Consider the following 11,908-nt stretch of genomic DNA (forward strand, 5'->3'; position numbering starts at 1 on the left):
CATTTACCCTCTTGCCGCAAGTGCGGTAACGCGGTCGTAAGCTGCGCCGGAGCGCAATACGGCCATGACTTTTTGTGCGTTAGCCTGTAAGTCTTCTTCGCCGTGCAAACGCATCAACATTGCGACGTTGGCGGCGACAGCGGCCTCATGGGCGGCTTCACCTTTACCTTGTAGCAAGCGTGTCAGAATGTCACGGTTTTCTTCCGGGGTGCCGCCTGCCAGCTGTTCCTGATGATAGGGCGTCAGGCCAAAGTCGGCAGCGTCCAGCTGATAGCTCTGAATTTCGCCGTCGCGCAGCTCGGCAACCAGCGTTGGCGCATGGAGCGACACTTCATCCATTCCGCCGCTGTGGACCACGGCCGCACGCTGATAGCCCAGCACGCGCAGGGTTTCCGCAATCGGCAGTACCAGTTCCGGGCTGTAGACGCCAATCAAAGCCAGCGGCGGATGCGCCGGGTTGATCAACGGCCCCAGCACGTTAAACAGGGTGCGGGTTTTCAGCTGCTGACGGACCGGCATCGCGTGGCGGAAACCGGTGTGATATTTCGGCGCGAACAGGAAGCAGACACCCAGATCGTCCAGCGCTTCACGGGAACGTTCAGCATTCATGTCGAGGTTAATCCCGAACGCGGCCAGCAGATCGGAAGAGCCTGAGCGGCTGGAGACGCTGCGGTTACCGTGTTTCGCCACTTTCATGCCGCAGGCCGCCGCCACGAAGGCGCTGGCGGTAGAGATATTAATGCTGTTGCTGCCGTCACCGCCGGTGCCGACGATATCCGCGAACGCATAATCCGGACGCGGGAACGGGGCGGCGTTTTCCAGCAGGGCGGTCGCCGCACCGGCAATTTCCTGTGGCTGCTCACCGCGCACTTTCATGCTGACCAGCGCGGCGGCCAGCTGTTCTGGCTTCAGTTCACCGCGAACCACCGCAGAGAAAAGCTGGTGGCTCTCCTGCTGGGTCATCGTCTGGGCCTGATAGAGTTTTTCCAGAATCGGCTGCAGCGTGTTGGTTTGCTCCAGCTTCTGCAGCGCCCAGTTGAGCGTCTGCTCCAGCAGGCGTGCGCCGTTTGAGGTCAGAATCGATTCCGGATGGAACTGCAGGCCGCAGACGCGATCGGCGTCGTGACGCACGGCCATGACCATTCCTTCAAAAGAGGCGTTGATCGTCAACCCCGCCGGAATATTGCTGCCGACCAGCGAGTGATAACGCGCGACCGGCAGCGGGTTTGGCAGCCCGGCAAACATCGCCTGGCCGTCGTGTTCAATGCTGGAGGCTTTACCGTGCAGAATTTCACCCGCCTGGCCGACGTATCCGCCGTACGCTTCAACAATCGCCTGGTGCCCAAGGCAGATGCCGATAATTGGCAGTTTGCCGCGCATACGGGTCAGCAGCTCAGGCATACAGCCCGCTTCGCTCGGTGCACCCGGGCCAGGAGAGAGCATCAGCACCGGGTTTTGCATGGTTTCCAGGCGCTCAATCAGGGTTTGCGCCGGAACATGATTGCGGTAAATCACCACGTTGTGCCCGTTTGCACGCAGCTGGTCTGCCAGGTTGTAAGTAAAGGAGTCGATATTATCGAGCAGCAGAATGTCAGCCATCAGAAAATCTCCTGTGCGTGGTGTGCGGTGGCAATGGCGCGCAATACCGCGCGAGCTTTACTGCGAGTTTCGTCAGCTTCAGACTGCGGAACAGAATCGAGAACAATGCCTGCGCCAGCCTGGACGGTGGCAATGCCATCTTCCACGTAGGCGGAGCGGATGACGATACAGGTGTCCAGATCGCCGTGCGCGGTGAAGTATCCCACGGCACCGCCGTAGCTGCCGCGACGACGGCCTTCGGCTCCGGCAATCAGCTGCATTGCACGGACTTTCGGCGCGCCGCTCAGGGTGCCCATATTCATGCAGGCACGATAGGCGTGCAGCGCGTCGAGGTCATGGCGCAGCTCGCCAACCACACGAGACACCAGGTGCATCACGAAGGAGTAACGGTCGACTTTAGTCAGATCCGCGACATAACGAGTGCCTGGCGTACAAATGCGCGCCAGATCGTTACGGGCCAGGTCGACCAGCATCAGGTGTTCGGATAACTCTTTATGATCCGTACGCATCTCAAGCTCAATGCGGCTGTCGAGATCGCGATCTAAGGAGCCATCAGCACGGCGACCGCGTGGACGTGTACCGGCAATCGGATAAATTTCAATCTGGCGGCTAGGCGCGTCATATTTCAGCGAGCTTTCTGGCGACGCCCCGAACAGGGTGAAATCGTTGTCCTGCATAAAGAACATGTAAGGGCTTGGGTTGCTCTTCTTCAGCACGTCATACGCGGCCAGCGGAGACGGGCACGGCAGCGAGAAGCGGCGCGATGGCACCACCTGGAAAATCTCACCGGCGCGAATTGCTTTCTGCATCTGACGTACAACGGCACCGTACTGGTCATCTGTCTGGTTCGTTTCACACTGCATATGATCGATACGCTGGACCGGCAGCGCCGTCGGCTCTTCGGTCATCTGCTGCTGAAGCTGTTCGATACGCTGCGCCAGACGCTGTTTTTCCGAAACCGAAGGGGTGAACAGGCTCGCCTGAATGCGGGTGTACTTTTTCTGATGGTCAATCACCATCAGCGTTTCCGCCAGATAGAAGCAGTAATCCGGGCAGCGATTGCCTTGTTCGGTTTCAGGCAGATCTTCAAAACCGGCCACCAGGTCATAGGCAAACAGCCCGCCGAAGAACATCGCTTCGCGCTCATTCTCAGGCACTTCGACCAGGTTTTGCAGCAGGCGGAAGGCGTCAAATACGGAGAGGGAGCAGAGACGCGCGTCTTCGTCCAGCAGCTGGCTGACCGGCGGGAAATGCAAAATGCGTGTTTCCGGGCGCTGTTCGTTTTCGATACCCGCAGGCAGCGCCGCATCAAGCAGCGGGAGCAGGGCGGCACCGTTCTCAGACAGTGCTTTAATAGTGACAGTGTCACCTAATGCGGTAATGCGCAGTGCGCTATCAACCAGCAGCAGGCTTTTCAGATCGTCTTTGCTGTCGATGTCAGCAGACTCGAGCAGCAGGGTGGCCGGGCGTGCACCGCACACCTGGTGGAATAAGGCGGTAGGGTTGTGGCGATACACGGCTTCGCAGGTCAGCAACTCAAGGTGTGTTTTAGCGGTTTGCATATTGTTGTTCTCATTAATTCTGTTCATAAAAAAGCCCGCATCGTGGCGGGCCTGGTATCTGTTTGCAATTTGCAGACGAGTGACACTGCCCGAGGATCAGGAAGTGCGCCACCAACCGTGCAGAGAGAAATGTGCTTTCATTTTCAGATACCTTCTTGAGTGAACTTGCGTACTAGTTAACTAGTTCGATGGCGTATTGTCAACCCCTGATTTCAGAATTTGCGCTTAAGCCGTTATCATAGCCCTCTGTTATACGACAAACCTGTGATGGAAACCGCTTTGAGCGAGACAAAATACGCCGTGATTTATGATTTACACAGCCACACCCAGGCCTCTGATGGCCTGCTGACGCCCGAAGCGCTGGTTCACCGCGCGGTAGAAATGCGTGTAGGTACGCTGGCAATAACCGATCACGACACCACGGATGCTATTCCGGCGGCACGCGCGGAGATTGCCCGCAGCGCGCTGCCTTTGACGCTGGTATCCGGCGTAGAAATCTCCACGGTCTGGGAAAATCACGAAATTCATATTGTCGGCCTGAATATTGATATCGAACATCCGGCCCTGTGTGCGTTCCTCGAAGAGCAGAAAGCGCGCCGCAATCAACGCGCGGAACTGATTGGCGAGCGACTGGAGAAAGCGCAGATTCCCGGCGCGCTGGAAGGGGCACGACGCCTGGCTAACGGCGGTGCCGTGACGCGCGGCCACTTCGCCCGTTTTCTGGTCGAAGCGGGTAAAGCGAATAATTTTGCCGATGTCTTCAAAAAATATCTGGCACGCGGTAAAACCGGTTACGTTCCGCCACAGTGGTGTACAATAAAACAAGCTATTGATGTCATTCATCATTCTGGCGGCAAGGCGGTGCTGGCCCATCCAGGGCGGTATAACCTTTCGGCTAAGTGGCTGAAAAGACTGCTGGCGCACTTCGCCGAACAGGGTGGAGAAGCGATGGAAGTTTCCCAGTGCCAGCAGGCACCCAATGAGCGCAGTCAGCTGGCGACCTATGCGCGTCAGTATGGTCTGCTTGCGTCGCAAGGCTCGGATTTCCATCAGCCTTGTGCATGGATTGAGCTGGGGCGTAAGCTCTGGTTACCCGCAGGCGTGGAACCCGTCTGGGCACTTTGGGAGCAGCCGCAGCAACATATTGAAGAGAGGGAAGCATGAGTCAATTTTTCTATATTCACCCGGATAACCCGCAGGCGCGCCTGATCAATCAGGCGGTTGAGATCGTTCGCAAGGGCGGTGTGATTGTCTACCCGACCGATTCCGGCTATGCGCTGGGCTGCAAAATCGAAGACAAAGGGGCGATGGAGCGTATTTGCCGCATCCGTCATCTGCCGGACGGGCATAACTTTACCCTGATGTGCCGCGATCTTTCGGAAATTTCGACCTACGCCTACGTAGACAACGTCGCCTTCCGTTTAATCAAAAATAACACGCCGGGCAACTATACTTTCATTCTGAAAGGGACCAAGGAAGTACCGCGCCGTCTGTTGCAGGAAAAACGCAAAACGATCGGGATGCGCGTGCCGTCGAACCCGATTGCGCAAATGCTGCTTGAGACCCTCGGCGAACCGATGCTGTCGACCTCTCTGATGCTGCCGGGCAGCGATTTCACCGAGTCCGACCCGGAGGAGATCAAAGACCGTCTGGAGAAACAGGTAGACCTGATTATTCACGGTGGCTACCTCGGCCAGCAGCCGACGACGGTCGTTGATTTGACGGAAGATGCACCAGAAGTGATTCGTGAAGGCGTGGGTGACGTAAAGCCTTTCTTGTAAAGGTATAAGCGGCTATACTACGCGGCCATCAAAACAGCGGTAGACCGCTATTTTGACCCTAATTCGACGCCTGTGAAGGCGACACCTGAAGGATGCTCAATGAGCGAAAAATTACAGAAAGTGCTGGCGCGTGCTGGCCACGGTTCACGCCGTGAAATCGAAACGATTATCGAAGCGGGTCGCGTCAGCGTTGACGGCAAAATTGCCAAGCTGGGTGACCGCGTTGAAGTCGTTCCGGGGATGAAGATCCGTCTCGACGGTCATGTGATCTCCGTGAAAGAGTCTGCTGAACAGATTTGCCGCGTGCTGGCTTACTACAAGCCGGAAGGCGAGCTGTGTACACGTAACGACCCGGAAGGCCGCCCAACCGTCTTTGACCGTCTGCCAAAACTGCGCGGTGCGCGCTGGATTGCGGTAGGCCGTCTGGATGTGAACACCTGCGGTCTGCTGCTGTTCACCACCGACGGTGAACTGGCTAACCGCCTGATGCACCCAAGCCGTGAAGTGGAACGTGAATACGCTGTGCGTGTATTCGGCCAGGTTGATGAAAATAAACTGCGTGACCTGTCGCGCGGCGTTCAGCTTGAAGATGGTCCTGCGGCGTTCAAAACCATTAAATTCACCGGTGGTGAAGGGATCAACCAGTGGTATAACGTCACGCTGACGGAAGGTCGTAACCGTGAGGTTCGTCGTCTGTGGGAAGCGGTTGGCGTGCAGGTGAGTCGTCTGATTCGCGTGCGCTACGGTGACATTCTGCTGCCGAAGGGGATTCCGCGCGGTGGTTACACCGAACTGGATTTGACCCAGACTAACTACCTGCGTGAACTGGTGGAATTGCAGCCAGAAACCACGACCAAAGTGGCGGTTGAAAAAGACCGTCGTCGCGTGAAAGCGAATCAGATTCGCCGCGCGGTGAAACGCCACAGCCAGGTGAGCACCTCTCGCCGCTCTGGCAGCCGTAACAACAACGGCTAAACATAAACCCGGCGGCTGCCGGGTTTTTCTTTTCTAGTAGTCGATACCGATTTGCGCCTTTATTCCGGCGTCAAACGCATGTTTGACCGGGCGCAGTTCGCTGACCGTATCGGCCAGCTCTAGAATATCCCGATGGCAGCCGCGTCCGGTCACAATGACCGTCTGATGGACAGGGCGATTTTTCAACGCGTCCAGCACCTCTTCCAGCGGCAGATAGTCATACGCCACCATGTAGGTAATCTCATCGAGCAGGACCATATTCAGCGTCGGATCGGCCAGCATCCGTTTTGCGTGTTCCCACACGGCGAGGCAGGCGGCGGTGTCGCTTTCGCGGTTTTGCGTATCCCAGGTAAAACCGGTCGCCATGACCTGAAATTCCACGCCGTGCGGCTCCAGCAGATTACGCTCACCGTTTGGCCATTCGCCTTTGATGAACTGAATCACACCCACTTTCTGACCGTGGCCGACAGCGCGGGTGGCGGTGCCAAAGGCTGCCGTGGTTTTGCCTTTTCCGTTGCCGGTAAAGACAATAACAATGCCGCGTTCTTCCTGCGCGGCGGCGACTCGGGCATCGACCTGTTCTTTCAGACGCTGCTGGCGCTGCTGATGGCGTTCTTCACTCATTGCGAAATTCCTGGCTTACGGCCCGGCTGGGCATCAAATGTCATACCGGTTTTACGGCGGCTGTCGTCGCCCATCAGCCACAGATAGAGCGGCATAATCTCGGCGGGGGTTTTGAGCTTTTGCGGATCTTCCGTCGGGAACGCGCTGGCGCGCATGCCCGTGCGCGTGCCGCCTGGATTAATGCAGTTGACGCGCAGATGGCGGGTCTGATACTCCTCGGCCAGCACCTGCATCATCCCTTCGGTGGCAAACTTCGACGCGGCGTAAGCGCCCCAGTTAGCTCGCCCCTGACGCCCGACGCTGGACGAGGTAAAGACCAGCGATCCGGATTCAGATTTGAGTAATAAAGGAAGCAGCGCCTGGGTGAGGAAAAAGGTGCCGTTAACGTTAACCTGCATCACCTGCTGCCAGATCTGCGGGTCCTGCTCATCCATCGGACGCACTTCTCCGAGCAGACCGGCATTGTGCAGCACACCGTCCAGGCGCGGGTAGTGCGCGGCGATACGCTGTGCAAGCTCCGCGCAGGAGTCCGGCGTACAGGTCAGTAAATCGAGGATATACCAGCGCGGCGTCTCTCCGCTGGCGTCACTCATCTCTTGCGCCACGCGGCGCAGCTTTTCTTCATTCCGACCGAGTAGCATCACCTGCGCGCCGTGGCGGGAGTAGGTGAGTGCCGCTTCACGGCCAATGCCGTCGCTGGCACCGGTCACCAGGATGATGCGGTTTTGCAGTAGATCTTTTTGTGGTTGATAGTGCACGAATACTCCTGTGGCGCATGACGGGCCTGCGGCGCCTGCTTTTCTTTCACTTTTTGGCTTTATGCCCGAAACGGCGGGTGATTTCAATCAGTCTACAGGAGAGAAGGCTTCTGAATTAACAATTTGCAACGATTTCAGCCACAAGAAGACATTCTGGAAAGCGCCTCGCAGCGTTATTGTCGTATGCGAGACGCCTGGCAAAGGCTGTTGTACACTGGTCGTGAAAGATTCGTGGTTAAATCAAGGTGGAACACGTGGAATTACTTTCTGAGTACGGTCTGTTTTTGGCCAAAATCGCGACAGTGGTGATCGCTATAGCGGTGATTGCAGTGCTGATCGTGAACCTGACGCAGCGTAAGCGTCAGCGTGGTGAACTGCGCATTACCCGCTTAAGCGAGCAGTATAAGGAGATGCAGGAAGACATGTCGGTGGCGCTGCTGGATGGGCATCAGCAGAAACAGTGGCATAAGGCGCAAAAGAAAAAGCTAAAGCTTGAAGCCAAAGCGGCAAAAGCGAAGGCGAAACAGCATCATCAGGAATCAACGAAACCACGGGTCTATGTGCTGGATTTTAAAGGCAGTATGGATGCCCATGAAGTTACTTCACTTCGCGAAGAGGTCACGGCGGTACTGGCGGTCGCAAAACCTCAGGACCAGGTCGTTCTGCGCCTCGAAAGCCCGGGTGGAGTGGTGCATGGCTACGGTCTGGCCGCCTCTCAGCTGCAGCGCCTGCGTGAAAAACAGATTCCGCTGACGGTTGCGGTGGATAAAGTCGCAGCCAGCGGTGGCTATATGATGGCCTGTGTTGCCGATAAGATCGTAGCCGCGCCCTTTGCCATTCTCGGCTCGATCGGGGTGGTGGCGCAGATCCCTAACTTCAATCGTTTTCTAAAAAATAAAGAGATCGATATCGAGCTGCACACCGCCGGGCAGTATAAGCGTACCCTGACCCTGCTGGGCGAGAACACGGAAGAGGGACGACAGAAATTCCGTGAAGATCTCAACGAAACGCATCATCTGTTTAAGGACTTCGTTAAACGGATGCGTCCGTCGCTGGACATCGAGCAGGTAGCGACCGGTGAACACTGGTATGGCCTTCAGGCACAGGAAAAAGGGCTGGTAGATGAAGTGGGTACCAGCGATGACCTGCTGTTGAGCCTGATGGAGGGCCGTGAGCTAGTGGGCGTACGCTATACTCAACGTAAGAGAATGCTCGACCGCTTCACAAACAGCGCCGCCGAGAGCGCGGACCGCTTGCTGTTGCGTTGGCTACAACGCGGACAAAAACCGCTGCTGTAAACAAAAACGCGAGGCATCTGCCTCGCGTTTCGCGTTAATCGACCAGGTGATATTTCTCTGAGAGCGCATGGGCCAGGTATTTAAACATGTTAAATACCGCCGTGCTCTTAGGGGTGGGTAACCCTTGCTCATCGAGATAGTATTCGCCGCTGAACACCAGCACGCCGTTACGTTGCTCAACGCCGGTGGCTTCGATACCGGCCAGGGTATCTTCGTGTTCACGAATCAGTTTGTTGGCTTCGACAAGCAAAGTCTCACGATCGATAGGTTGGGTATTTTGCTGCATATTCCACTCCTTAAACAGTGGCAATAGTCTACGCCGGACGCGCACCCTGGGCAAATTTTCCCTGTTTTTCGCGGGGCTACGCGCCTGGTGCAAAGCTGGCACGATTTGCTTTTGCATGCTAATAAAGTTGCGTAACAGATTTTATCAGGTAGAGTGTGCGCTTTCGTCATTCTGGCAACAGAATTGCTTGACATTCGACCGAAAGCTCGTCGCATAGTCATTTTGATAAGAGTGAAATGCCCGATAACTCAATCACCTGGACAGGTTCTGCTGTTGTCCGGTAGGAAGAAAGGGGTTGATATCCCCTGGCGTCGTCGCAATATCAACAACGCGTCGCCAGCGGAAGGGAAATCAACATGCGGCGTATTCCTGGAAGAATTAAATTAGGTAAAGGTGAATATGGGTAAAGCTCTCGTCATCGTTGAGTCCCCGGCAAAAGCCAAAACGATCAATAAGTATCTGGGTAATGACTATGTGGTTAAATCCAGTGTTGGTCACATCCGCGATTTGCCGACCAGTGGCTCAGCCAGTAAAAAGAGCGCAGACTCTACCTCCACCAAAGGGGCTAAGAAGCCTAAAAAGGATGAACGTAGCGCGCTCGTCAACCGTATGGGTGTCGATCCCTGGCACGAGTGGGAAGCACAGTACGAAGTGCTGCCCGGCAAAGAGAAAGTCGTTAATGAGCTGAAGCAGCTCGCCGAAAAAGCTGACCACATCTATCTCGCAACCGACCTTGACCGCGAAGGGGAAGCCATTGCATGGCACCTGCGGGAAATCATTGGTGGTGATGAATCACGATACAGCCGTGTCGTGTTTAACGAGATTACAAAGAATGCGATTCGTCAGGCGTTTGAAAAGCCGGGCGAACTGAATATCGATCGTGTAAACGCTCAACAGGCGCGTCGTTTTATGGACCGCGTGGTGGGCTACATGGTTTCGCCACTGCTGTGGAAGAAAATCGCGCGTGGCCTTTCCGCTGGACGTGTTCAGTCCGTAGCGGTGCGTCTGGTCGTCGAGCGTGAGCGCGAAATCAAAGCGTTTGTGCCAGAAGAGTTCTGGGAAATCGACGCGAATGTCGCAACGCCAGGCGGCGATGCACTGCCGCTGCAGGTGACCCACGAAAAAGACAAACCGTTCCGTCCTGTTAATCGCGATCAAACCATGGCGGCGGTTGCGCTGCTGGAAAAAGCCCGTTATCAGGTGCTGGATCGTGAAGACAAACCGACGAGCAGCAAACCGGGCGCGCCTTTCATTACCTCCACGCTCCAGCAGGCGGCCAGTACGCGTCTGGGCTTTGGCGTGAAGAAAACCATGATGATGGCGCAGCGCTTGTATGAAGCGGGTTACATCACTTATATGCGTACCGACTCAACGAACCTGAGCCAGGACGCCGTAAGCATGGTGCGCGACTACATTAGCGATAATTTCGGCAAGAAATACCTGCCGGAAAGCGCTATCCAGTATGCGAGCAAAGAAAACTCTCAGGAAGCGCACGAAGCGATCCGTCCGTCCGATGTGGCTGTCGAATCCGAAGCCCTGAAAGACATGGAAACCGATGCCCAGAAGCTGTATCAGCTGATCTGGCGTCAGTTCGTGGCCTGCCAGATGAACCCGGCGAAATACGACTCTACAACACTGACCGTAGGCGCAGGCGATTTCCGTCTGAAAGCGCGCGGCCGTATCCTGCGCTTTGACGGCTGGACGAAAGTCATGCCAGCACTGCGTAAAGGTGATGAAGATCGTACGCTGCCAGCGGTGAACAAGGGCGATGAGCTTTCGCTGACGGAACTGATCCCGGCCCAGCACTTCACCAAGCCGCCTGCGCGTTTCAGCGAAGCGTCACTGGTGAAAGAGCTGGAAAAACGCGGTATCGGCCGCCCGTCCACCTATGCGTCGATCATCTCGACCATTCAGGATCGTGGCTACGTTCGCGCTGAGAACCGTCGTTTCTACGCTGAAAAAATGGGTGAGATCGTGACAGATCGTCTGGAAGATAACTTCCGCGAGCTGATGAACTACGATTTCACCGCGCAGATGGAAGACCGCCTCGACCAGGTGGCTAACCATCAAGCTGAATGGAAGAAGGTGCTCGACAGCTTCTTCGGCGATTTCACCCAACAACTGGAGAAAGCTGAAAAAGCGCCAGAAGAGGGCGGAATGCAGCCGAACCAGATGGTCCTGACCAGCATCGAATGCCCGACCTGTAGCCGCCAAATGGGTATCCGTACCGCGACTACCGGCGTGTTCCTCGGCTGTTCTGGCTATGCCTTAACGCCGAAAGAGCGCTGCAAAACCACCATCAACCTGGTGCCTGAGAACGAAGTTCTCAACGTGCTGGAAGGTGACGATGCAGAAACCAACGCGCTGCGTGCGAAACGCCGTTGCCAGAAGTGCGGTACGGCGATGGACAGCTACCTGATCGATCCGAAGCGTAAATTGCATGTCTGCGGTAACAACCCGACCTGCGATGGTTACGAAATCGAAGAGGGCGAGTTCCGCATCAAAGGCTATGACGGCCCGATTGTGGAGTGCGAGAAGTGTGGTTCTGAAATGCACCTGAAAATGGGGCGTTTCGGTAAGTACATGGCGTGTACCAACGACGAATGTAAGAACACGCGTAAGATCCTGCGTAACGGCGAAGTGGCTCCTCCTAAGGAAGATCCGGTTCCGTTGCCAGAACTGCCGTGTGAAAAGTCTGACGCATACTTCGTGCTGCGTGACGGTGCTGCGGGCGTGTTCCTCGCCGCCAACACCTTCCCGAAATCGCGTGAAACCCGTGCGCCGCTGGTGGAAGAGCTGTACCGCTTCCGCGACCGTCTGCCAGAGAAACTGCGTTATCTGGCCGATGCGCCGCAGCAGGATCCGGAAGGCAATAAGACCGTAGTCCGCTTTAGCCGTAAAACGAAGCAGCAGTACGTCGCTGCCGAGAAAGAGGGTAAAGCGACCGGCTGGTCTGCATTCTTCGTGGATGGTAAATGGGTTGAAGGTAAGAAATAATCTTTTCTTCCTGTGACTTACCTGAAAG

11 protein-coding genes and 1 other annotated feature are annotated in these 11,908 nt (G+C 56.0%); of the genes, 5 read left to right on the forward strand and 6 right to left on the reverse strand.

Translation table 11 applies throughout. The features are described 5' to 3' along the window. Nucleotides 1-3: 3 nt before the first annotated feature. The 3 genes from trpD to trpL form a co-directional block, all read right to left on the reverse strand. The gene (gene trpD, locus OVA10_RS12625) at nucleotides 4-1,599 is read right to left on the reverse strand and encodes a bifunctional anthranilate synthase glutamate amidotransferase component TrpG/anthranilate phosphoribosyltransferase TrpD (RefSeq protein WP_100779962.1); all 1,596 of its coding nucleotides are present in this window, start codon (nucleotides 1,597-1,599) and stop codon (nucleotides 4-6) included. After that, on the reverse strand, nucleotides 1,599-3,161 hold the full coding sequence (locus OVA10_RS12630; protein ID WP_107703446.1) for an anthranilate synthase component 1: 1,563 nt from the start codon (nucleotides 3,159-3,161) through the stop codon (nucleotides 1,599-1,601). Before OVA10_RS12630 ends, trpD begins: the two co-directional genes overlap by 1 nt. A 25-nt stretch (nucleotides 3,162-3,186) precedes the next feature. Beyond that, nucleotides 3,187-3,281, reverse strand: a sequence feature (Trp leader region). Further along, nucleotides 3,258-3,302: a trp operon leader peptide gene (trpL, locus tag OVA10_RS26155; protein ID WP_107704263.1), complete on the reverse strand. Its 45-nt coding sequence runs from the start codon at nucleotides 3,300-3,302 to the stop codon at nucleotides 3,258-3,260. It overlaps the preceding feature by 24 nt. Nucleotides 3,303-3,440: 138 nt before the next feature. On the opposite strand from trpL, the gene rnm reads away from it, so the two are divergent. The 3 genes from rnm (at nucleotide 3,441) to rluB (ending at nucleotide 5,917) form a co-directional block, all read left to right on the forward strand. Further along, complete coding sequence (gene rnm, locus OVA10_RS12635) at nucleotides 3,441-4,325, forward strand: RNase RNM (RefSeq protein ID WP_184957372.1); 885 nt, start codon at nucleotides 3,441-3,443, stop codon at nucleotides 4,323-4,325. Beyond that, on the forward strand, nucleotides 4,322-4,942 hold the full coding sequence (locus OVA10_RS12640; RefSeq protein WP_095282224.1) for an L-threonylcarbamoyladenylate synthase: 621 nt from the start codon (nucleotides 4,322-4,324) through the stop codon (nucleotides 4,940-4,942). Before rnm ends, OVA10_RS12640 begins: the two co-directional genes overlap by 4 nt. A 99-nt stretch (nucleotides 4,943-5,041) precedes the next feature. Continuing rightward, on the forward strand, nucleotides 5,042-5,917 hold the full coding sequence (rluB, locus tag OVA10_RS12645) for a 23S rRNA pseudouridine(2605) synthase RluB (RefSeq protein WP_100779964.1): 876 nt from the start codon (nucleotides 5,042-5,044) through the stop codon (nucleotides 5,915-5,917). Nucleotides 5,918-5,950: 33 nt separating this feature from the next. On the opposite strand, the gene cobO is transcribed toward rluB, so the two are convergent. Together cobO and OVA10_RS12655 are read right to left on the reverse strand one after the other, a co-directional pair. Further along, nucleotides 5,951-6,541 carry a cob(I)yrinic acid a,c-diamide adenosyltransferase gene (gene cobO / locus OVA10_RS12650; protein WP_100779965.1) on the reverse strand — a complete coding sequence of 197 codons (591 nt, stop codon included), beginning with the start codon at nucleotides 6,539-6,541 and terminating at the stop codon, nucleotides 5,951-5,953. Beyond that, nucleotides 6,538-7,299: a YciK family oxidoreductase gene (locus OVA10_RS12655; protein ID WP_268196071.1), complete on the reverse strand. Its 762-nt coding sequence runs from the start codon at nucleotides 7,297-7,299 to the stop codon at nucleotides 6,538-6,540. Before OVA10_RS12655 ends, cobO begins: the two co-directional genes overlap by 4 nt. Before the next feature lie 254 nt (nucleotides 7,300-7,553). Here OVA10_RS12655 and sohB point away from each other — a divergent pair, with 254 nt between their 5' ends. Continuing rightward, nucleotides 7,554-8,597: a protease SohB gene (gene sohB / locus OVA10_RS12660; RefSeq protein ID WP_268196072.1), complete on the forward strand. Its 1,044-nt coding sequence runs from the start codon at nucleotides 7,554-7,556 to the stop codon at nucleotides 8,595-8,597. Nucleotides 8,598-8,631: 34 nt separating this feature from the next. Here sohB and OVA10_RS12665 read toward each other — a convergent pair whose 3' ends face one another. After that, nucleotides 8,632-8,883, reverse strand: coding sequence for a YciN family protein (locus OVA10_RS12665; RefSeq protein ID WP_100779968.1), 252 nt, complete (start codon nucleotides 8,881-8,883; stop codon nucleotides 8,632-8,634). 399 nt (nucleotides 8,884-9,282) lie between these two features. Here OVA10_RS12665 and topA point away from each other — a divergent pair, with 399 nt between their 5' ends. Then, nucleotides 9,283-11,880, forward strand: a complete 2,598-nt coding sequence (topA, locus tag OVA10_RS12670) for a type I DNA topoisomerase (protein ID WP_100779969.1) — start codon at nucleotides 9,283-9,285, stop codon at nucleotides 11,878-11,880. The last annotated feature ends 28 nt before the right edge of the window (nucleotides 11,881-11,908 follow it).

This window comes from Lelliottia sp. SL45 (genome assembly GCF_026672535.1).
Taxonomy (GTDB): Bacteria; Pseudomonadota; Gammaproteobacteria; order Enterobacterales; family Enterobacteriaceae; genus Enterobacter; species Enterobacter nimipressuralis.

What these genes read in the sequence shown, in the direction of transcription:
- trpD (WP_100779962.1), bottom strand. Translation starts at nt 1,599, where the DNA reads ATGGCTGACATTCTGCTGCTCGATAATATCGACTCCTTTACTTACAAC.
- OVA10_RS12665 (WP_100779968.1), bottom strand. Translation starts at nt 8,883, where the DNA reads ATGCAGCAAAATACCCAACCTATCGATCGTGAGACTTTGCTTGTCGAA.
- rluB (WP_100779964.1), top strand. Translation starts at nt 5,042, where the DNA reads ATGAGCGAAAAATTACAGAAAGTGCTGGCGCGTGCTGGCCACGGTTCA.
- OVA10_RS12630 (WP_107703446.1), bottom strand. Translation starts at nt 3,161, where the DNA reads ATGCAAACCGCTAAAACACACCTTGAGTTGCTGACCTGCGAAGCCGTG.
- OVA10_RS12640 (WP_095282224.1), top strand. Translation starts at nt 4,322, where the DNA reads ATGAGTCAATTTTTCTATATTCACCCGGATAACCCGCAGGCGCGCCTG.
- cobO (WP_100779965.1), bottom strand. Translation starts at nt 6,541, where the DNA reads ATGAGTGAAGAACGCCATCAGCAGCGCCAGCAGCGTCTGAAAGAACAG.
- topA (WP_100779969.1), top strand. Translation starts at nt 9,283, where the DNA reads ATGGGTAAAGCTCTCGTCATCGTTGAGTCCCCGGCAAAAGCCAAAACG.